At 35.6% G+C, this 21670-nt stretch carries 15 protein-coding genes and 2 pseudogenes; 15 read left to right on the top strand and 2 right to left on the bottom strand.

What is annotated here, in order from left to right; translation table 11 throughout:
* The first annotated feature begins 1 nt into the window (after position 1).
* Positions 2–3637, top strand: coding sequence for a helicase-exonuclease AddAB subunit AddA (gene addA, locus STRIC_RS07430; RefSeq protein WP_008088689.1), 3636 nt, complete (start codon positions 2–4; stop codon positions 3635–3637).
* Positions 3638–3850: 213 nt separating this feature from the next.
* Here addA and STRIC_RS11880 read toward each other — a convergent pair.
* Positions 3851–4713 (bottom strand): annotated as a pseudogene (locus STRIC_RS11880) (IS982 family transposase).
* Positions 4714–4844: 131 nt separating this feature from the next.
* Here STRIC_RS11880 and STRIC_RS07415 point away from each other — a divergent pair.
* The 3 genes and pseudogenes from STRIC_RS07415 to rpsU all read left to right on the top strand — a co-directional run bounded on the left by STRIC_RS07415 (position 4845) and on the right by rpsU (position 7129).
* Positions 4845–6008, top strand: a pseudogene (locus tag STRIC_RS07415) (aminotransferase).
* A gap of 20 nt (positions 6009–6028) precedes the next feature.
* Positions 6029–6814 carry a transporter substrate-binding domain-containing protein gene (locus STRIC_RS07410; protein ID WP_008089201.1) on the top strand — a complete coding sequence of 262 codons (786 nt, stop codon included), beginning with the start codon at positions 6029–6031 and terminating at the stop codon, positions 6812–6814.
* 138 nt (positions 6815–6952) lie between these two features.
* Positions 6953–7129, top strand: coding sequence for a 30S ribosomal protein S21 (gene rpsU, locus STRIC_RS07405; RefSeq protein WP_000048058.1), 177 nt, complete (start codon positions 6953–6955; stop codon positions 7127–7129).
* Positions 7130–7252: 123 nt separating this feature from the next.
* Here rpsU and mscL read toward each other — a convergent pair whose 3' ends face one another.
* Positions 7253–7627, bottom strand: coding sequence for a large conductance mechanosensitive channel protein MscL (gene mscL, locus STRIC_RS07400; protein ID WP_008089111.1), 375 nt, complete (start codon positions 7625–7627; stop codon positions 7253–7255).
* Between the two features lie 126 nt (positions 7628–7753).
* Between mscL and dnaG the strand changes: the two genes are divergently transcribed.
* The 11 genes from dnaG to STRIC_RS07345 all read left to right on the top strand — a co-directional run bounded on the left by dnaG (position 7754) and on the right by STRIC_RS07345 (position 21667).
* A complete protein-coding gene (gene dnaG / locus STRIC_RS07395) occupies positions 7754–9565 on the top strand; it encodes a DNA primase (protein WP_008089050.1) in 1812 nt (603 codons plus the stop codon).
* A gap of 8 nt (positions 9566–9573) precedes the next feature.
* Entirely contained in the window at positions 9574–10683 is a 1110-nt protein-coding gene (gene rpoD, locus STRIC_RS07390; protein ID WP_008088972.1) for an RNA polymerase sigma factor RpoD, read from the top strand.
* Between the two features lie 230 nt (positions 10684–10913).
* Positions 10914–11252, top strand: coding sequence for a metal-sulfur cluster assembly factor (locus STRIC_RS07385; protein ID WP_008088853.1), 339 nt, complete (start codon positions 10914–10916; stop codon positions 11250–11252).
* A gap of 13 nt (positions 11253–11265) precedes the next feature.
* Positions 11266–12219: a dTDP-4-dehydrorhamnose reductase gene (gene rfbD / locus STRIC_RS07380; RefSeq protein ID WP_083835431.1), complete on the top strand. Its 954-nt coding sequence runs from the start codon at positions 11266–11268 to the stop codon at positions 12217–12219.
* Between the two features lie 119 nt (positions 12220–12338).
* A complete protein-coding gene (cps2T, locus tag STRIC_RS07375; RefSeq protein WP_008088732.1) occupies positions 12339–13493 on the top strand; it encodes a beta 1-4 rhamnosyltransferase Cps2T in 1155 nt (384 codons plus the stop codon).
* Positions 13483–14433 carry a glycosyltransferase family 2 protein gene (locus tag STRIC_RS07370; protein WP_008088888.1) on the top strand — a complete coding sequence of 317 codons (951 nt, stop codon included), beginning with the start codon at positions 13483–13485 and terminating at the stop codon, positions 14431–14433. Before cps2T ends, STRIC_RS07370 begins: the two co-directional genes overlap by 11 nt.
* Positions 14417–15220 carry an ABC transporter permease gene (locus STRIC_RS07365; protein ID WP_008089419.1) on the top strand — a complete coding sequence of 268 codons (804 nt, stop codon included), beginning with the start codon at positions 14417–14419 and terminating at the stop codon, positions 15218–15220. Before STRIC_RS07370 ends, STRIC_RS07365 begins: the two co-directional genes overlap by 17 nt.
* A complete protein-coding gene (locus tag STRIC_RS07360; protein ID WP_008089500.1) occupies positions 15220–16425 on the top strand; it encodes an ABC transporter ATP-binding protein in 1206 nt (401 codons plus the stop codon). Before STRIC_RS07365 ends, STRIC_RS07360 begins: the two co-directional genes overlap by 1 nt.
* A gap of 24 nt (positions 16426–16449) precedes the next feature.
* Positions 16450–17457, top strand: a complete 1008-nt coding sequence (locus STRIC_RS07355) for a glycosyltransferase family 2 protein (protein ID WP_008089083.1) — start codon at positions 16450–16452, stop codon at positions 17455–17457.
* On the top strand, positions 17454–19196 hold the full coding sequence (locus tag STRIC_RS07350) for a rhamnan synthesis F family protein (protein WP_008089017.1): 1743 nt from the start codon (positions 17454–17456) through the stop codon (positions 19194–19196). The genes STRIC_RS07355 and STRIC_RS07350 overlap by 4 nt, the downstream gene beginning before the upstream one ends.
* On the top strand, positions 19193–21667 hold the full coding sequence (locus STRIC_RS07345; RefSeq protein ID WP_008089125.1) for an LTA synthase family protein: 2475 nt from the start codon (positions 19193–19195) through the stop codon (positions 21665–21667). The genes STRIC_RS07350 and STRIC_RS07345 overlap by 4 nt, the downstream gene beginning before the upstream one ends.
* The last annotated feature ends 3 nt before the right edge of the window (positions 21668–21670 follow it).

Below are 21670 nucleotides of genomic sequence, written 5' to 3'. Positions count from 1 at the left end.
CATGATGACTAAAGCTTTTTTAACGCCTGACGAAATCGCCAGTCTTCAAAAAGAAGAGGCTAGATCGAGCAAGCCTCAAAAACGAACAGGACCACAAATTGAAGCCATTTATAGCCATGGACAAAATATTTTAGTCTCCGCCTCTGCCGGTTCGGGAAAGACCTTCGTCATGGTAGAACGTATCTTGGATAAAATCCAACGTGGCATTGGCATTGACCAACTTTTTATCTCTACCTTTACGGTCAAAACGGCAACAGAATTAAAAGAACGTCTGCAAAAACGCTTACAAGAGACCATAGCTAATAGTAGAGAAGACATCGAAAAATCATACCTGAATGACCAATTACAAGCCCTAAATCAGGCAGACATTGGTACCATGGATGCCTTTACTCAAAAGTTGGTTAGCCAATATGGCTATACCTTAGGAATAGCCCCTAATTTTCGCATTTTACAGGATAAATCCGAACAAGATATCTTAAAAAATGAGATCTTTAGTCACTTATTTGAGCAATACCTGTCTCAAGACAAGCGACAGCTTTTTAAAGCCTTGGTCAAAAACTTTTCGGGTAATCGCAAAGATAGCTCTGCGTTTAGAAGTGTGGTATATCTCTGCTTTCACTTTAGTCAGTCTACAGATAATCCCTATAAATGGTTAAAAGAGCATTTCTTAGTTGCCAATAACTTATATCAAGATTTTGCTGATATTCCTGATCAGGAAGTAAATCTCTTTTTGTCTGTTATTGGTCAAACGGCAGATAGCCTACGTGATTTAACAGATTTAGAAGGTTATCCACAATATACCAAAGCTGGTAAAAAGTCGGCCAAGTACCTTAAGCATTTAGAGATGATTGACAAACTCAATGAATGGGTCACACACTTTGAGAGCTTATATGGCAAAGCCCAATTAAGTCAACTAGCCAAAGATATAACAGCCCTTATTCCTTCAGGAAGTGAGGTAACTGTTGCTGGGCATAAATATCCGATTTTTAAAGACTTACAAAGGCAGTTGCTGGCTTTTAGACATCTTGAGACAGTCTTTCATTTTCAAGATGATATTAGTCAACTTCTGGAGTTGCTTCAAGCCTTTGTCATTGATTTTTCACAACAGTATTTAGAAGCTAAAAAACAAGAGAATGCATATGAATTCTCTGACATTGCCCATTTTGCTATTGCCATTTTAGAAGAAAATGAGACTATCCGAAAGACCTATCAAGAGCGCTATCATGAAGTTATGGTGGATGAATATCAAGACAATAATCACATGCAAGAGCGCCTTTTAGAACTCTTATCAAATGGACACAACCGATTTATGGTTGGGGATATGAAACAATCCATCTACCGTTTCAGACAGGCAGACCCAACTATCTTTGGACAAAAATTTAAGACTTATCAAGACGATCCCAGCCAAGGCAAGTTGATTTTGTTAACAGAGAATTTCCGAAGCCATTCTCAAGTCATTGATGCCACAAATAGCGTCTTTAGTCATCTAATGGATGAATCATTGGGAGAAATCAATTATGATAAGGATCAATTGTTAAAAGCGGGTAGTCCTTCTCAACAAGAAACCTACCCTCAAAATCGAACACAAGTTTTACTTTATAATACAGATCAAGAAGAAGACTTAGCGGAGACACTTGAAACAGACGGGATTTCAGCTAATGAAGTGAAAATTGTCCTTAAAGAAATCATAAGGCTTCATCAAAAAGAGAATGTTCCTTTTAGTGATATCACCTTATTAGTTTCTTCTAGAACTCGAAATGATGCCATATTTCAAGCGTTTAATGATTACGGGATTCCATTAGTGGCTGACGGTGGACAGGAAAATTACCTCAAATCAGTTGAAGTCATGGTGATGCTAGAAACGCTTCGTAGCATTAATAATCCTTTGAATGATTATGCTTTGGTGGCCTTAATGCGCTCTCCCATGTTTTCGTTTGATGAAGACCAGTTAGCAAGAATTGCCCTGCAAGAGTCACCTAGTCAGCACCAGGAAGCTTTCTATGAGAAATTAGTCAATGCCCTTGAGCAAAAAGGAGCTCATCCTGAGTTAATTGGTTCTGAAATGACTGCTCAACTGAATGCTTTTGTTGAGACTTTAAGTTCTTGGCGACGTTTTGCCAAGAAGCGTTCCTTATACGACTTGATTTGGAAGATTTATAATGACCGCTTTTACTTTGATTTTGTGGCAACACAAGCAAAAGCTGATCAAGCACAGGCTAACTTGTACGCACTAGCGCTTAGAGCCAATCAGTTTGAAGCCTCTGGCTATAAGGGCTTATCGCGATTTATTAGAATGATTGATCGTATTTTAGAAACGCAAAATGATTTGGCAGATGTGGAAGTTTCCCCACCTAAAGAAGCTGTTAATCTGATGACCATTCATAAGTCTAAAGGGCTTGAATTTAAATACGTCTTTATTTTAAACTGTGATAAGCGTTTTGCTATGAATGATTTGCATTCCACTATTATCCTTAATCGTCAAGAAGGAGCAGGCATAAAGTACTTAGCTGACGTCAAAGACCTATTAGGAGAAGAGGTTTTACCCGCTGTTAAAGTTATAATGGCCACATTACCCTATCACTTAAATAAAGAGGCACTGCGTCTTGCTACCTTATCAGAGCAAATGCGATTACTTTACGTTGCCATGACAAGGGCTGAAAAAAGGCTTTATTTGATTGGAAAAGCTAGTCAAAAACGCTATGAAGAATTAGCGTTTGACCACCAGGAAAAAGGCCGACTCCCCTTCTCTCTTAGAGAAGGCATGATGAGTTTTCAAGAATGGCTAATGGCTATTGCCACGGTATTTTCAAAAGAAGAGCTTCATTACGATCTTATTTTTTTGCAAGAAAAGGACTTACAAGCAGAAGCTATTGGGCGTTTGGAATCTTCTCAGAAACTTGATTCAGATGATTTAGCTCATAACCGTCAAACAGATGATTTAGCGCGTGCTATTGACATGTTAGAAAAAGTGTCTGAGTTAAATCAAAGTTACCAGGCGGCTATCCATTTACCAACTGTTCGAACGCCTAGTCAGATTAAAAAATATTATGAGCCGATAATGGATAATGAAGGTGTCGCTCTTATTGATAAAGCTTATCAAGCTCATGATGATTTTGAATTACCTGATTTTGCGAAACAAAATAAGATAAGTGCTAGCCAAATTGGGTCGAGCTTGCATGAACTCATGCAGCGTATTTCTGTGACAGAAGCGGTGACTGAAGAAGCGATACAAGAGGCTTTAAGCTTGGTAGGAGAAGACCAAGAAGTGAAAGAAAAACTAGATCTTCAAAAAGTTTATCAATTCTTTCATGAGACTGAACTTGGCCAGCTCTTGCAAAAGCATCATGATAAACTTCACCGTGAAGCTCCTTTTGCTATCTTACGAAAAGATTTTGCAAGTCAAGAAAAATACGTTGTTCGTGGGATTATTGATGGTTATCTCTTGTTTGATGATCATATTGTTCTCTTTGACTACAAAACAGATAAGTTTAACAATCCATTAGACTTAAAAGATCGTTACCAAGAGCAACTCAACTTGTATGCCAAAGCGTTAACGCAAGCTTACGGCATCAATCAGGTTGATAAATACCTTATTTTAATGGGATCGCATCAGTTAGAAGTTTTAAAACTTGATTAATGACAGAAGACTTTTAAAGACTGATGAAAAGGAACTGAGTAAAAAACAAAATGAATAATATTGTATGATATCTTTGCTTTAAAATCATTGATATCATGCAATTTTTTATTTTTGACAATTGATAAAATCAGGATGAAGTTGATTTTTTGTCTAGTTTTTTTCTTCTATTTTTGATAAAGACTTGACATTTGAATAATTATTCTACCCATGGTGCTAGTTAATTTCAAAATATCTCAAATTGTAAGCTAGTATGATTTGTTCAATCCTCAATTGCAGCCCTGTCATGCCCCTATCCAGTGTTCGTTCCATATCAAAAAGGGAACAAAGTTCTGAAAATCTAGTCTCAATGGTTCGTCTCATAGCCATTAGTTTCCAATGATTATGCTGTTTAGCCCCTTCCATATTTTGACGCAAGGGAGTTCAGAGGTGATAGCCATTTTGCTTCAACTCATCTTTCAGCTCACGGTTAAGGTAACCTAAGTCTGCTAAAATGACGGATTGTTCACACCTTTCTAGCAACTCGTAAACTGCCTTAATATCATGAACAGAGGCTGGGCTGACAACATAATTCAGAATGTAGCCTGATAAGGTCACTAGCATGTGAACCTTAAAACCGTAAAACCACATATGTTTAGAGGCGGTGTAACCAATATTAGCTATCCCATTGAAAAGTCTGACCCTGTGGTTACGAATAGATTGACAAAGTAGGCAAGGAAGCTGTCTATAATAACAATGGTATTGGGAGAAATTTGAGTGTTCATTGCCTGACGAATCACTTGAACCAGCCAAATCAACTGTCTTGCACGCCTATTAAAGCGACTTCTTTCTAGTAATGTACCGCAGGGAAATAGCTGACAAATCCTATAAAAGTGACGTTGTGATTTAATACCTAGTTCAGCTTGTAATAGCAGTAAAACTAGAAGAGATTGGTCTGAAACTTTGGACAGACAGACGTTACGACGGTGTTTGAAGTCTTCCGGACAATAATCTTGATAAAACTGAGAACAAATTTTTGATAATTGACGCATATTCCATTGTAAGTGATGGGATTTAGCTGTATACTGTAAGTGGCTCATTTGGACTAACCTCCTGTTTGTGTAGGCACTTACAGTATAGTCCTTTTGGGCTTTTTATTGTATTTTGAGATTAACTAGCACCACGGGCTTATTCTGTATTTTATATAAAAATACCTATAGGAGGTTAAGGTATGGAATTGCCAGCATTTGGTGTAGAAGAATGGCTTAATGAAAAGGAGCACTTGGCTAAATATGATATTGCTGGTTCTTCTGTTTTGGCCTTATCTTTAGAGGAGTTATTAACCTTAAGTGGACAAGATCCCAACCAGTTTTATGTTGATTTGCAAAGTCTTGTGTTGGATTACGGATGGATTGAGGGATCTATGGCCTTTAAAGAGGATGTTGCCGCTTTATACCAAAATCAAAGTTCTGATAATGTTTTACAAACCAATGGTGCTACAGGAGTCAATTTGTTAGCCATCTACGGCTTAATTAACAGAGATGATCATGTCATCATCCAATATCCAGGCTATCAACAACTCTATGATATGCCCCGATCCTTAGGAGCAAAGGTTGATTTATGGCATGCTAGGGCAGAAGACAGGTGATTACCTGATTTAGCCGACTTGGAGAACCTCATTAGACCAGAGACAAAAATGATTATTATTACTAATGGTAATAATCCAACCGGAGCTTACATGACAGAAAGCTATCTTAACGAATTGATCACGATTGCCCGCAAATATGATCTTTATATCTTATGTGATGAAGTCTACCATTCTTTTTCGTCGACGCGCTTTTTGGCAGTTGCTGATTATTATGATAAGGGTATTTCGACCAACAGTATGTCCAAAACCTTTTCTTTACCAGGTATCCGTGTGGGATGGCTTTTGTCTTCTTCAGAGATTTGTCGCCAACTGCAAACTTATCGAGATTATACTATGATTAGTGCGGGTGTGATTAGTGACCAACTAGCTACTTTAGCCTTACAAGCAGCAGCTCAGATTTTAGACCGCAATCAACATATCATTGAAAAAAACTTGGCCATATTAGATCAGTGGGTTTCGCAGGAAGAAAAGGTTTCCTACATCAAGCCCAATCAGGTATCCATAGCTTTTGTCAAATTAAATATTCAAGAAGATATCCAAACATTTGCTAATGACTTGTTAGCTGAGTACGGTACCTTAGTAGTTCCAGGAACTTGCTTTGGTCAGGAGGGTTACATTCGCATAGGTTATGGATGTTCAACAGAGTGCTTAGAAGCAGGTTTATTGGCCTTATCTCAAAAATTAAAAAATATTCAATATTATATTGACTTTAGTATAATAATTCAATATAACAAGGACTATCATTAATAAAAAGGAATAAATATAACATGATGAAGAAATTAATAGTAAGTAGTATAGCCATCTTATCTCTGATCACATTAGTTGCCTGTGGGCAAAATAAGGACAACCAATTAGAAGCTAACATCAAGGAAAAAGGAAAACTTGTGGTTGCAGTAAGTCCAGATTATGCTCCTTTTGAATTTAAGGCTCTTATTGATGGCAAAGATATCATTGTAGGGGCTGATATTGACTTAGCTAAAGCTATTGCTGACGAATTAGGGGTGACACTTGAGTTATCTTCCATGAGTTTTGACAATGTCTTATCTAGCCTTCAAACAGGAAAAGCAGATATTGCTATTTCGGGGCTCTCTTATACTAAAGAACGTGCTAAGGTTTATGATTTTTCGAAACCCTACTATGAAACAGAAAATGCTATCTTAGTGAAAGCCACAGATTTGAAAGATTATACAGAAATGTCAAATCTAGATGGGAAAAAAGTAGCTGTTTTAAAAGGAAGTATTGAAGAAACTTTAGTTAAAGAGCAACTTAAAAAAGCTAATACTATTTCCTTAACCGTTATGGGAGAGGCTATCAATGAATTAAAATCTGGACAAGTAGATGCTGTAGACTTAGAAGGGCCAGTAGCGGCTGGATTTTTAGCACAAAACCCTGATTTAGCTTTAGCTTCTTTAAAATTAACAACGGCTGATGGCGATGCTAAAGCAGTAGCAATGCCTAAAGGTAATAAAGACCTCAAAAAGACCATTGATAAGGTAATTGAAAAGCTTGAGAAAGAAGATAAGTATAAAGATTTTATTAAGGAAGCTGCTTAACAGGAAAAGCAGTTGATTAATCAGTTATTAAGACTTATGAATGAAAATTTTCAAAAAAGAGCATTGACTTTCTTTTAAAAATTAGGTAATATGGTTTAGAACGTGAAAATGTTACAATATCTTGAGGAGGTGAAACACATGTCAAAAACAGTAGTACGTAAAAATGAATCACTTGACGATGCTCTTCGTCGCTTCAAACGTTCTGTTACTAAAGCTGGTACTCTTCAAGAATCACGTAAACGTGAATTCTACGAAAAACCTTCTGTAAAGCGTAAACGTAAGTCAGAAGCAGCTCGCAAACGTAAAAAATTCTAATTTATTTAGATAATAAAAACAACCTGCCATTGGTAGGTTGTTTTTTGTCTGTTGAGGGTTTTCCATAAAAAAAGTCCTAGAAAAAGTTTCTAGGACTTAAATGAATAATCAGAATGAAATGGTTTATTTACGTGCTAATAAATCACGAATTTCAATTAAGAGTTCTTCTTGAGTAGGAGCAGCAACCTCGACAACTTTTTCCTCTTCTTTCTTAGGCATTGCTTTTTCAGCTGCTTTTACAACAAAGAAAAGACTGGTACCAACGATAAGGAAGTTAATCACAGCACTTAAGAAACTACCATATTTAACGCCATTCCAAGTTAATTGAGCGATATTTTCCACATTGGCAGCTTTTAAAGCTGGATTTAAGATAAGTGGCGTAATAATGTCATTGACAAATGATGTCACAATAGCACCAAATGCACTACCAATGATAACAGCCACAGCAAGGTCAATAATATTTCCTCTGAATAAGAATTGTTTTAGTTCTTTAATCATTAGAATTCCCCCTTTTTTTAGTTAAATTAATCATATCATAATTAAGTATCAAAATCCAATGGAATTACTTAGGTTTTTAAATTTACAAAGCCCCTCTCCAATGGTATAATAAAATGTAAAACTATAATGGGATTTTTATGGGGAGGTGTAGATTTGGCAATTGACAAAGAAATGATTTCCCAGGTTAAAAATAGTGTCAACATTGTTGATGTCATCGGAGAAGTTGTCAAATTGACACGTTCTGGCAGACACTATCTTGGACTGTGTCCCTTTCATAAAGAAAAAACTCCCTCCTTCAATGTTATTGAAGATAGACAATTTTACCACTGCTTTGGTTGTGGAAAATCTGGGGATGTTTTTAAATTTATAGAAGATTATAGACAAGTTCCTTTTTTAGAGAGTGTCCAAATTGCTGCTGATAAGGCAGGGATATCGGTAGATATTGCACCGACACATGAGGTATCCACAAGTCCTAAGCAAGGTGTACACCAAAACTTAATAGCACTACATGAAGATGCGGCTAAGTTTTATCACGCGGTTTTGATGACCACTAAGATTGGTCAAGAAGCGAGACAATATCTCTATGAAAGAGGACTTGATGATGCCTTGATTGAGCATTTTCGCATTGGATTGTCTCCGGATGAAAATGATTATCTCTATCAGCGTTTAGCCAAAACTTATCAAGAAAAAGACTTGGCTGATTCAGGACTCTTTAATTTATCAGAACGCTCTAATACCATGTATGACGCCTTTAGAAATCGGATTATGTTCCCTCTTTCTGATGACAAGGGACGAGTCATCGCCTTTTCAGGGCGCATATGGTCAGAAGCTGATTTGAATAAGCAACTAGCTAAATACAAAAATTCAAGAGGGACAGTTCTCTTTAATAAATCTTACGAACTCTACCATTTAGATAAGGCTAAGCCTATTATTACAAAAACTCATGAAGTCTTTCTAATGGAAGGTTTTATGGATGTTATCGCTGCTTATCGATCAGGTTGTGAGAATGCGGTAGCTTCAATGGGAACGGCTCTAACTCCAGAACATGTATTTCACCTCAAGCAAGTTACCAAAAAGGTCATTCTTACTTATGATGGAGATGATGCGGGTCAAAATGCTATTGCTAAGTCGCTGGAGCTGCTCAAAGATTTTGTGGTGGAAATTGTAAAATTACCCAATAAGATGGATCCGGATGATTTTGTTCAAAAGCATTCCCCTCAAGCTTTTACGGAACTGTTGAAACAATCAAGAATTAGTAGCATTGAGTTTTTGATTGACTACTTAAAACCTGAAAACATGGATAATTTACAAGCTCAAATTGCCTATGTCGAAAGGATAGCTAAGATAATTGCTAGTTCCCAATCAATTACAGCTCAGAACTCTTATATTAATAAAGTGGCTGATAGCTTGCCTGATTTTGATTATTTTCAAGTGGAGCAGTCTGTCAATGCGGTACGAATTCTAGATAGGCAAACTAGACAAAATCAACCTGCACCGGTTGCCAGGGAGATTAGTCTTCCTGTGACTAAAAGCGTGACAGCCTTGGTGAAGACAGAAAGGCATTTATTGCATCGTCTCTTACATCATGACTATCTCTTAAATGAATTTCGTCACCGAGAAGATTTTGCATTTGATACGCCTAATTTTCAGGTCATCTATCAACAGTTGAAAACCAATGGAGAGCTGACATCTTATGACTTATCTCAATTACCTGAAGATATTAGCCAGGCTTATTATCAAGTCTTAGAAGAAAGTCTCCCCCTTGATATTGCTCCCGGTGAGATTGAAGATATTTTAATGAAGCGCACAAAGTTGATGGAGCAAAGAGAAGTGCATAAACAAGCTAAGCAAGTTAGAGAGTCTAGCAACAAAGGTGACCATCAACAGGCTCTAGAAGTTTTAGAAAACTTAATTGCTCAAAAAAGAAGAATGGAATAGAGGAAAATATGGCAAAAGAAAAAGAAATTACAACTTTTAATGTTCAAGTGGCAGAGTTTATTCGTCATCACAAAAAAGATGGAACAGCAGTAGACGATGAAGTCACTGAGAAACTTGTGATTCCATTTACTTTAGATGCTGATCAAATTGATGATTTGCTTGAGCGATTAACAGACGGTGGTATTTCCATTACAGATAAAGAAGGAAATCCTTCTTCTAAATACATTGTTGAAGAGCCAAAACCCGAAGAACTAACAGATGAGGAGTTGATTGGTAGTAACTCTGCTAAAGTCAATGACCCTGTTCGTATGTATCTTAAAGAAATTGGGGTTGTTCCTTTGCTTTCAAGCGAGGAAGAAAAAGTACTTGCAGTTGCGGTTGCGCAAGGAGACCTTGAAGCTAAGCAACGTTTGGCAGAAGCTAACTTACGTTTGGTGGTTTCTATTGCCAAACGCTACGTAGGTCGTGGTATGCAATTTCTGGACCTTATTCAAGAAGGTAATATGGGGCTTATGAAAGCTGTTGATAAATTTGATTATTCCAAGGGCTTTAAGTTTTCGACTTATGCCACTTGGTGGATTCGTCAAGCTATCACACGTGCCATTGCTGATCAAGCACGTACCATTCGTATCCCAGTACACATGGTTGAAACTATCAATAAATTAGTGCGTGAGCAACGTAATTTATTACAAGAACTTGGACAAGATCCAACGCCAGAGCAGATTGCAGAGCGTATGGAAATGACACCTGATAAGGTTCGTGAAATTCTAAAAATTGCTCAAGAACCCGTTTCTTTAGAAACACCAATTGGGGAAGAAGATGACAGTCATTTAGGTGACTTTATTGAAGATGAGGTTATTGAAAACCCTGTTGACTACACAACGCGTGTTGTCTTGCGTGAACAATTAGATGAAGTATTAGACACTCTTACGGACCGTGAAGAAAACGTTCTTCGTTTACGTTTTGGTTTAGATGATGGTAAGATGCGTACGTTAGAAGATGTGGGTAAGGTTTTCAATGTTACTCGCGAACGTATTCGTCAGATTGAAGCTAAAGCGCTTCGTAAACTTCGCCATCCAAGTCGTAGCAAACAATTAAGAGACTTTATTGAGGATTAAAAAGGTCCGGGGGACCTTTTTAACGGCGAGCTTGAAATAAAAAACGAGCCTCGGAAAACAGTGTGGTGTCTAACCGCTCTCTGGAAACGAAAAAAGGAGCGCTAGACTGGGAGTGCTTTCGAAGTGGCGAGTTAAAAATTACATTTGAAAGAAGCAAAGATTGAAGAGTGTCGGATAGGTGTTCTTCAATCTTTGATCGTATAGATTGGAAGGTAGGAGAGTGATACGTCGTGACAGATGATAAAAAATATTCTGAAGAACAAGTTGCAAAAATAAAGGATCGTATTCTTGAAGCCTTAGAAACTGTTATTGACCCTGAGCTTGGGATTGATATTGTTAATTTAGGTCTGATTTATGAAATCCGTTTTTCGGATAATGGTTATACCGAAATCGATATGACGCTCACCACAATGGGGTGCCCGTTAGCCGATTTATTAACTGATCAAATTTACGATGCCATGCGAGATGTTCCGGAAGTAACGAAAGCTGAAGTGAAGTTAGTCTGGTATCCGGCATGGACAGTTGATAAGATGAGTCGATATGCAAGAATTGCATTAGGTATTCGATAATAGTAGTCAAGGGATGAAATATTCCCTTTTTTGGTGTAGAATAAGTGAAGAAAACCTAAGGATTCTTTTGGTACTTCAGTCAGAAAGAATCATAGCTCAAAGGAGAAAAAAGATGATTTTAATTACAGGCAGTAATGGTCAATTAGGGACAGAGTTGCGTTACTTATTGGATGAAAGACAGACTGAGTATGTTGCTGTTGATGTGGCAGAAATGGATATTACTGATTTAGATAAGGTGGAAGAAGTTTTTGCTCAAGTCAAACCAACCTTGGTTTATCATTGTGCAGCTTACACAGCTGTTGATGCAGCAGAAGATGAAGGAAAGGCCCTGAACGAGGCTATTAATGTTAAGGGAAGTGAAAATATCGCTAAAGTTTGTGGTCAATATGGCGCAACCTTGGTTTATATTTCAACCGACTATGTTTTTGATGGTGAAAAACCAGTTGGTCAGGAATGGGTTGAATCAGACACACCTGATCCTAAAACCGAATACGGTCGCACCAAGCGTTTAGGTGAAATAGCTGTTGAAACCTACGCACCACAATCTTATATTATTCGTACAGCATGGGTTTTTGGTCATTATGGCAAAAACTTTGTTTTCACCATGCAAAACCTTGCTAAAAATCATTCACGTTTGACAGTCGTCAATGACCAACATGGTCGTCCAACTTGGACTAGGACATTAGCTGAATTTATGTGTTATTTGGCAGAAAATAAAAAAGACTATGGGTATTACCATTTATCAAATGATGCTAAAGAAGACACAACTTGGTATGATTTTGCTAAAGAGATTCTTAAGGATACCGACGTTGAAGTGGTACCGGTTGATTCTTCAGCCTTTCCTGCTAAAGCAAAACGCCCTTTGAATTCGACGATGAATCTAGACAAAGCTAAAGCAACCGGTTTTATCATTCCGACTTGGCAAGAAGCCTTAGCTGCTTTTTACAAACAAGACCTTAACAAATAAAGCAAAAAAAAGAGAGTTGATTAGTCGTTTTCAGCTCTTTTTCCTTGTTTAATGGTCGCCTAGATACTATAAATATGGTATAATAGGACAGATTATATTTTAGAATGGGGTAGTATGCTATGCAAGATGTTTTTATCATTGGAAGCCGTGGATTACCCGCTAAATATGGTGGTTTTGAAACCTTTGTGGATGAAATGATTAGTCATCAAAAAAGTCCCGATATTCACTACCATGTGGCTTGTTTAAGTGATAGTAAGCATCACAGTCACTTTGATTATAAAGGTGCTGATTGTTTTTACATCAATCCTCCCAAACTTGGCCCTGCCAGAGTTATTGCTTATGACATCTTAGCTATTACTTATGCCTTGTCCTTTTGCCAAAAGCACCAGATTAAGGCACCTATTTTTTATGTCTTAGGCAATACCATTGGAGCTTTTATGGCGCCATTTGTCAGAAAAATTCATCAAGCAGGTGGTCGTTTCTTTATCAATCCCGACGGACTAGAATGGAAACGTTCCAAATGGTCTAGGCCTGTTCAAGCTTATTTGAAATATGCTGAGCAACAAATGACAAAGACTGCTGATTTAGTAATTTCAGACAATCAAGGAATTGAGACTTATATTCAATCAGCCTATCCATGGTCTAAGACGACTTTTATTGCTTATGGAACAGAGACAAAAGCATCCACGCTTCAAGCACAAGATCAAAAAGTAAGAGATTATTTTGATTTTTTTGACATTAAAGAAAAACAGTATTATCTCATTTTAGGACGCTTTGTGCCTGAAAACAACTATGAAAAGGCTATCTCTGAATTCATGGCCTCTTCAAGTCAACGCGATCTAGTCATTATTTGTAACCATGACAATAACCCTTACTTTGAAGAGCTATGTGCCAAGACTGCTTGCGATCGAGATAAACGTGTTAAATTTTTAGGCACTCAGTACGATAAGGATTTGGTGACTTATATCCGTGAGCAAGCTTTTGCTTATATTCATGGTCATGAGGTTGGAGGGACTAATCCAGGCCTTCTCGAAGCTTTGGCTCATACCAATACTAACTTAGTCTTAGATGTTGATTTTAATCGATCTGTTGCTAAAGAAGGAGCTCTTTACTGGTCTAAAGAAAAGGGTCAACTAAGAGCCTTGATTAATCAATTAGATCAAGTTCCAGAAAATTTATCATTAGGAGAAGTGGCCAAACAGCGTATTTTAGATGATTATACTTGGGAAAAAATTGTAGGGGAGTACGAGGCTTTATTTTTAAATGAACATTAATATATTGTTATCCACTTACAATGGAGAACGCTTTTTAGCCGAACAGATTAAAAGTATACAACAGCAAACAGTGACGAATTGGAATCTTTACATTCGAGATGATGGCTCTAGTGATGGAACACGGGCAATTATTGAGAAATTTGTTTCTCAAGATGAGAGGATTCACTTCATTAATCCTAATCAACAAGAAAATTTTGGTGTGATTAAGAATTTCTACACCCTTTTAAAACATAAAGAAGCTGATTTTTATTTTTTTAGTGACCAAGATGATATTTGGTTAAAACAGAAATTAGAGTGGACTTTAGAAGAAGCTAAAAAGCATGATAGTAAGAGTCCTTTGTTGGTTTATACTGATTTAAAAGTGGTGAATCAGTCACTGGAAGTGACTCACGAAAGCATTATTAAAACACAATCTCATCATGCTAATACAAGTCTGCTTCAAGAACTAACTGAAAACACAGTGACAGGCGGAACCATGCTAATCAACCATGCCTTGGCCAAGCATTGGAAGACTCATCAAGGATTATTGATGCATGATTGGTATCTTGCTTTACTCGCAGCAGCCCTTGGAAAGCTAGTTTATCTAGAAAAACCAACAGAGCTTTACCGTCAGCACGATAGTAACGTTTTGGGAGCTAGAACCTGGTCAAAACGCATGAAAAATTGGCTTAGACCACATCAGTTAGTCAGTAAGTATTGGTGGCTGATTGATTCTAGTCAGCAGCAAGCAAAATTATTATTAGAATTACAATTAAAACCAAATGATCAAGAAATGATTGAGGCTTATGTTCATCTCTTAGAGAGACCGTTTTATGAACGAATAAGGGCTATAAGACGATTTGGATTCCGGAAAAATAGATGGTTTCATACAATGGTCTTTAATTTCCTAATCCTTACAAAATTTGGTTACAGGAGACATAGAAATGGAATTATTGAGTAAAAAGAATCGTATTCTTTTGAAAGAACTAGTAAAAACAGATTTTAAATTACGTTATCAAGGAAGTGCTATTGGCTACTTATGGTCCATTTTAAAACCTTTGATGATGTTTACCATTATGTATTTGGTTTTTATTAGATTTTTACGTTTAGGAGGAAGTGTCCCCCATTTTCCGGTAGCACTTTTGCTAGCTAACGTTATCTGGTCCTTTTTCTCTGAAGCAACCAGTATGGGGATGGTATCTATCGTGACCAGAGGAGATTTGTTACGAAAATTGAACTTTTCAAAGCATACTATTGTCTTTTCTGCCGTCTTAGGTGCTCTCATTAACTTTTCTATCAATCTCTTAGTGGTTTTGATTTTTGCACTTATTAATGGTGTTACTATCTCAAGTCATTTTTATCTAGCGATACCATTGTTTATTGAGCTAATTGTGTTGGCAGTTGGCGTGGCTTTGCTTTTATCGACCTTATTTGTCTATTATCGTGATTTAGCACAAGTATGGGAAGTTTTGATGCAAGCAGGAATGTATGCGACACCAATCATTTACCCAATTACGTTTGTCTTTGATCAGCACCCACTAGCAGCAAAGATTTTGATGTTAAATCCTTTAGCTCAAATGATTCAGGATTTACGATACTTATTGATTGACCGAGCTAATGTTACGATTTGGCAAATGTCAGATAATTGGTTTTACATCATGATTCCTTATGTCATTCCTTTCATTGTTCTGGCAATTGGTGTCTCAGTTTTTAATAAAAATGCTAACAAATTTGCGGAGATTATCTAATGACAGAAAAAGAAATTGCAGTTAAAGTTGAACAAGTTAGTAAATCTTTTAAATTACCAACCGAAGCGACCAAGAGTTTTCGATCTACTTTAGTCAATCGCTTTAGAGGAATAAAAGGTTATACTGAACAAAAAGTTTTAAAAGATATCAATTTTGATGTTTATAAAGGTGATTTTTTTGGAATTGTGGGACGAAACGGATCAGGAAAATCAACTCTTTTAAAAATTATTTCTCAGATTTATGTGCCAGAAAGAGGACAGGTCTCTGTTCAAGGCAAAATGGTTTCCTTTATTGAATTGGGTGTAGGTTTTAACCCAGAACTTACTGGTCTTGAGAACGTTTATATGAATGGTGCCATGCTTGGGTTTACCAAAGAAGAAGTTGATAGCATGTATGATGATATCGTGGATTTTGCAGAATTGCATGAGTTCATGAATCAGAAATTAAAGAATTATTCTAGTGGGATGCAGGTTCGTCTGGCCTTCTCAGTTGCTATCAAAGCACAAGGGGATGTTCTTATCTTGGACGAAGTATTAGCCGTTGGTGATGAGGCTTTTCAACGAAAATGTAACGACTATTTCATGGAACGAAAAGAAAGTGGTAAAACAACTATCTTAGTAACCCATGATATGGGAGCTGTGAAAAAATATTGTAACCGTGCGGTACTTATTGAAGATGGACTGGTAAAAGCATATGGCGAACCATTTGATGTGGCTAACCAGTATAGTGTTGATAATACAGATACAAGTCATGACGGCGATGAAGTACAAACACAATCAGTATCTGATATCGCTCAAAATTTAGATGTTAAATTACTTTCTGACAAAAGAATGACACCAAATCAGACTATTTCTTTTGAAGTTACCTATGATGTCCTAAAAGAAGAGCCGACCTATATTGCTTTTTCGTTAACAGATATTGATCGAAACATATGGGTTTATAACGATAATTCAAAAGATCAACAGAGCTGTGGAAGTGGCAAACAAAGGATTAAATATCATTGTCAGTTGTCACACTTAAATGATATCAAACTCAAATTGGAAGTTACGGTTAGAGATAAAGATGGTCAGATGTTACTCTTTTCATCAGCTCAGCAGTCACCATTAATCTTACTTCAAAGAGATGATATTTCTCCAGATGATTTATCAGCATTAGATTCGGCTAGTGGTTTGTACCAAAGAAATGGTCAATGGGAATTTAACTGATTTTTAGCAATTAGAAAGAGTAATATGGAAAAAGTTTCCGTCATTTGTACAAATTATAATAAAGGTCCATGGTTATCAGAAGCCATCGATAGTTTTTTACGTCAAAAAACACAATTTGACTTTGAAATTATTCTTATTGATGATGCTTCAACAGACCATTCCAAACAAGTATTAGAGGCTTATCAAAAGCAATTTCCAGATAAGATACGTTTGATTTTTAATTTGGAGAACCTTGGTATCACTAGAACTTGGGTTAAAGCTTGCCTAGAAGCTAAGGGGCAGTATATTGCTAGATGTGATGGTGATGACTATTGGACAGATGATTATAAATTGCAAAAGCAAGTAGACAGTTTAGAGGATAATCCAGATTCGAAATGGTCTAATACTGATTTTGATTTCATCACAAGTGAAGGAGAATTAGTGCATGCACAAGCCTTCAAGTCAGGTTTTACGCCTCTAACAGATACTTATGAAAAGATGTTAGCTCTAAAAGGAATGACTATGGCATCGACTTGGTTAGTTGATGCTGATTTGATGAGACAAGTGAACCAAAAAATTAATTTGGATACATCTGATGACACCTTTGATATACAGTTGGAATTATTTCAAATGACTCGATTAACCTTTGTAGATGCTTCTACGACTGTTTATCGCATGACAAGTAACTCAGACTCAAGACCGGATTCTGAAGATAAAATGCTCTCTCGGATTCAAGGGCTTTTAGAAACACAATTATGTTATCTAGAGAAGTATCCACAGGTCGATTATAGAGAAATAGCCAAAGAATTACTAAAACAAGATGCTAAAAATGAGATTCGAATTCATCAACTAAGTCAACAAATCTATGCCTTGCATCAGCAAGCAATGATTCAAGAAGAAGATTACCAAAAGAGTATTGCACTACTAAACGAAAAAATAAATAAACAAGAAAAAGACATTGAACGAATAACTCATGATTATCATTGTGTTGTTCATTCCCGTCGTTGGAAATACATTTCGATGATGATTGATTTTATTAGGAGGAAAAAATGAACCGCATTTTATTATATGTGCATTTCAATAAATATGATAAAGTAAGCAGTCACGTTTGCTACCAACTAGAACAAATGAGATCGTTATTTTCAAAGGTTGTCTTTATATCTAATAGTATTGTTGAACTTAATGACAGAAAGAAGCTAGAAGAAGCTGGCTTAATTGATCAATTTCTTCAAAGACAAAACAAAGGTTTTGATTTTGCAGCTTGGCATGACGGTATGAATGTAGTTGGATTTGATCACCTCAATGATTTTGATTCAGTTACGATCATGAATGATACTTGCTTTGGACCCTTATGGGACATGACTCCATATTATTTGCATTTTGAAGAAGATAAACAGGTAGATTTTTGGGGATTGACTAATAACAGAGCGACAAAAGCTTTCAAAGAGCATATTCAAAGTTATTTTATGACTTTCAAGAGTTCAGTTGTTCATAGCAAGGAGCTCAGAGAGTTTTGGGAAACTATTGTTGAATATAGTGATGTCCAAGATGTTATTCAAGAATATGAAACTAAAGTAACAACTACTTTTTTGGATGCTGGGTTTAACTATTCTACGATTTTTGACACACGACAAGAAGACTCATCTACAATGCCACACGCAGATTTTTCTTACTATAATCCTACAGCTATTTTAAAGCATAAGGTGCCTTTTCTTAAAGTTAAAGCCATTGATGCTAATCAACATATTGCTCCATATCTTTTAGATTATATTGATAAAGAAACAAGCTATCCGGTTGATTTAATCATTTCACATATGTCTCAGGTAGGACTTCCAGATGCAAAATACCTGTTAGCGCATAAACTTTTGGAGACAAAAAAGGTTGCAAAGGGAACTAAGAATAGGGCTGCAGTACACCTACACGTTTTTTACCTTGATCTTTTGGATGATTATTTGAAGGCATTTCAAAACTTTGATTTTTCGTACGATTTATTCATAACTACAAGTGATGTAGCCAAAAAAGAAGCCATTTTGAAAACACTAGAAGTAGCTCAAGTTTCAGCTGAAATTTTTATCACAGGAAATGTCGGACGTGATGTTTTACCAATGCTGTCATTGAAAAATAAACTCTCACATTATGACTATATTGGACATTTTCACACTAAAAAATCAAAAGAAGCTGACTTTTGGGCTGGTGAATCATGGCGCAGAGAATTGATAGATATGATGATTAAACCTGCAAATCAAATTTTAGAGGCTTTTGAAAATGATGATCTAGGAATTGTAATTGCAGATATTCCAACTTTCTTTCGATTTAATAAAATCGTGGACGCTTGGAATGAATATCTTATAGCACCTGAAATGACAAAATTGTGGAAACAGATGGCACTTAAAAAAAGCATTGATTTCAATGCTATGGACACTTTTGTAATGAGTTATGGCACATTTGTCTGGTTTAAGTATGATGCCTTAAAACCTCTTTTTGACTTAGACTTAAAAGAAGATGTGCCAAGAGAGCCATTACCTCAAAACTCTATTTTACATGCTATTGAGCGTCTATTAATTTATATTGCTTGGGATAGAGGCTATGATTTCAAGATTGTAGCAAATAGTAAAACGTTAACGCCTTTTATTGATAATAAGCTCTTAAACCTTCGAGAGGGCAATATGCCACATACCTATGTTGATTTTGATCATCTTGGTGGAATTAAAGGCGCTTTGAAATATATCATTATCGGTCCTGCAAAAGCTGTAAAATATATTATTTTACGTTCGATGGAGAAACTGAGATGAATCAAAAAAACTTTTTTACTATTAATAACTTGAACTGGCTACATCATCTGCTATTAGCTGTCTTTATTTATTACATTAATTTTTATACGGTAAATAATGCTTTACTATCAAAATCAGTAAAAGCTTTAAGTGTTTATCAGAATTTTTTAACCATTTCTTTTAGTTTTTTTATTCTATCGCTTTTTGGAATAGCATATTACATTAGTCGACATTTAAATTGGGAATTTTTTGTAAAAGTTATTATTATTTCAGTTATTTATCAATTTTTAAGTTATTTTTTGCTTTTAACTCAAAATTTAAATAACAAGAAATTTGAACTTTGGAATCTATCAAAAAATGATTTTTACCAATTTCAGATGTTTCCTATTTTATTTGGGATTTTAGGAATATCTATTTTAATTAAATGGTTAATAAATCAATTGAAATGGAATCAGAAGCATTTATTTTTGAAGGATTATCAGTCTAAACATTATTCTTTAGCAATGTTACTATCAATTTTGCCAGTAAATGATAGTCATCTGTTGAAAGTGATGGCTTCTCAGTTACCTAAACCATCACATTTAGAAAATTACATACCTTATCTTCTTAATCTAACAGCTTTGTTATTTTTGATAAGCTTTAGTTTTTCACTGATTATCTATGTGGCTTTAAATAGTCTGAGTAATTTTAGAAGTAATAAACCCTCATTATCACTTGCTATTACAAGTAGTCTATTTTTTGCCTTAGTTTATAATTACACGTTACAATATGGGGTAAAAGGTGACAATGCCTTATTAGGATATTATATTTTTCCAGGAGCAACCCTTTTTCAAATAGCCTTTTTGTTTAGTATTATTTTATTGCTATATTTAATACTTAATCGTTTTTTTCCAACAACATTATTAGTCTTATCTATTGGAGCAATTGTATCAATTGCCAATTTACTGAAAGAAACCATGCGTAGTGAGCCCTTGCTATTAACAGATTTTGTATGGCTTCAAGAATTAGGTTTAGTGTCAAGTTTTGTTGATCATTCATTGGTGTTGAAAATTATCTTTGGACTAGTATTAAGTTTACTTTTAGGATGGTATCTACACAAGATTGTCCTAGCCGGAAAAATTGTGAACAATACGCTTAAAAGAATAGTGTCTATCGGAATGGTTTGCTTATTAATGGCTTTTTTGCTATTACCATTTTATACTGAAAAAGAAGGAAAGATCATTAAAGGTATTCCCGTTGTTTCTAGATTACAAAATGGAAATGATATTAATTGGCTAGGTTTTTCAACAAATGCAAGATATAAATCATTATCGTATGTTTGGACAAGGCAGGTAACCAAAAAAGTTATGGAGAAACCTGATAATTATAGTGAGAAGTCAATTTCTAAAATTATTCATAAATACACCAGTTTGGCAGAAGACATTAACAAGAATAGAGAAAATAATATCTCTGAACAGACGGTCATCTATCTTTTAAGTGAAAGTTTATCTGATCCTGCTAGAATATCAAATGTTACTGTTAGTCAAGACGTATTGCCTAATATTAAATCAATCAAAGCCAATACCACTTCGGGTTTAATGCAATCAGATTCTTATGGTGGCGGCACAGCAAATATGGAGTTTCAAACACTAACTAGTTTGCCATTTTATAATTTCTCTTCTTCTGTATCTGTTTTGTATTCGGAAGTTTTTCCTAAGATGATTCGACCACATACTATAAGTGAATTTTATAAACCTAAAAACCGTATAGCTATGCATCTTGCAAATGCTAACAACTTTAATCGTAAAGCAGTTTATAAAACTTTAGGATTTGATAAATTTCTTGCCTCTACTGGAAGTAAAGATAAATTTAAAAATGTCGAAAATGTTGGTTTATTACCTAGTGATAAAATGGTTTATGACAATATCTTGTCTCTAATTAATCCAAAAGAAAATCAATTTTTTTCAGTGATTACGATGCAAAATCATGTTCCGTGGTCTTCTGATTATCCCCAAGAAGTTACTGGAGAAGGCCTTGGATTCACTGATGAGGAAAATCGAAATTTAACCAGTTATGCTAGATTATTAACTTTTACAGATGAAGAAACCAGAAATTTTCTGGAGCGATTATCAACGATCGATAAACCTATTACGGTAGTTTTTTATGGGGATCACTTGCCAGGTTTATACCCAGACAGTGCTTTTGACAATCATATTGAAAATAAATATTTAACGGATTATTTTATTTGGAGCAATTTTAACGATAAAAAAGAAAATCATCCTTTAATCAATTCAAGTGATTTTACGGCAGCTCTTCTGGAACATACCGATTCAAAAGTTTCTCCTTATTATGCTTTACTGACAGAAGTTTTAAATAAAGCTAGTGTAGATAAATCTCCAAAAAGTCCCGAGGTTAAAGCTATTCAAAAGGATTTAAGAAATATTCAGTATGATTTAACGATTGGTAAAGGATATCTATTAAAAGATAAATCATTTTTTAACCTATCAAACTAATAA

Origin of the sequence: Streptococcus ictaluri 707-05, from assembly GCF_000188015.2 — a bacterium.
GTDB classification, from domain to species: Bacteria; Bacillota; Bacilli; order Lactobacillales; family Streptococcaceae; genus Streptococcus; species Streptococcus ictaluri.
This window is presented reverse-complemented; position numbering and strand designations above follow the sequence as displayed.

Excerpts from the sequence above, each read along its gene's own strand:
- STRIC_RS07365 (WP_008089419.1), top strand. The coding sequence starts at position 14,417 with ATGGAATTATTGAGTAAAAAGAATCGTATTCTTTTGAAAGAACTAGTA.
- rfbD (WP_083835431.1), top strand. The coding sequence starts at position 11,266 with ATGAAATATTCCCTTTTTTGGTGTAGAATAAGTGAAGAAAACCTAAGG.
- rpoD (WP_008088972.1), top strand. The coding sequence starts at position 9,574 with ATGGCAAAAGAAAAAGAAATTACAACTTTTAATGTTCAAGTGGCAGAG.
- mscL (WP_008089111.1), bottom strand. The coding sequence starts at position 7,627 with ATGATTAAAGAACTAAAACAATTCTTATTCAGAGGAAATATTATTGAC.
- STRIC_RS07370 (WP_008088888.1), top strand. The coding sequence starts at position 13,483 with ATGAACATTAATATATTGTTATCCACTTACAATGGAGAACGCTTTTTA.
- STRIC_RS07410 (WP_008089201.1), top strand. The coding sequence starts at position 6,029 with ATGATGAAGAAATTAATAGTAAGTAGTATAGCCATCTTATCTCTGATC.
- STRIC_RS07360 (WP_008089500.1), top strand. The coding sequence starts at position 15,220 with ATGACAGAAAAAGAAATTGCAGTTAAAGTTGAACAAGTTAGTAAATCT.
- addA (WP_008088689.1), top strand. The coding sequence starts at position 2 with ATGATGACTAAAGCTTTTTTAACGCCTGACGAAATCGCCAGTCTTCAA.
- cps2T (WP_008088732.1), top strand. The coding sequence starts at position 12,339 with ATGCAAGATGTTTTTATCATTGGAAGCCGTGGATTACCCGCTAAATAT.
- STRIC_RS07355 (WP_008089083.1), top strand. The coding sequence starts at position 16,450 with ATGGAAAAAGTTTCCGTCATTTGTACAAATTATAATAAAGGTCCATGG.
- STRIC_RS07345 (WP_008089125.1), top strand. The coding sequence starts at position 19,193 with ATGAATCAAAAAAACTTTTTTACTATTAATAACTTGAACTGGCTACAT.
- STRIC_RS07350 (WP_008089017.1), top strand. The coding sequence starts at position 17,454 with ATGAACCGCATTTTATTATATGTGCATTTCAATAAATATGATAAAGTA.
- dnaG (WP_008089050.1), top strand. The coding sequence starts at position 7,754 with ATGGGATTTTTATGGGGAGGTGTAGATTTGGCAATTGACAAAGAAATG.
- rpsU (WP_000048058.1), top strand. The coding sequence starts at position 6,953 with ATGTCAAAAACAGTAGTACGTAAAAATGAATCACTTGACGATGCTCTT.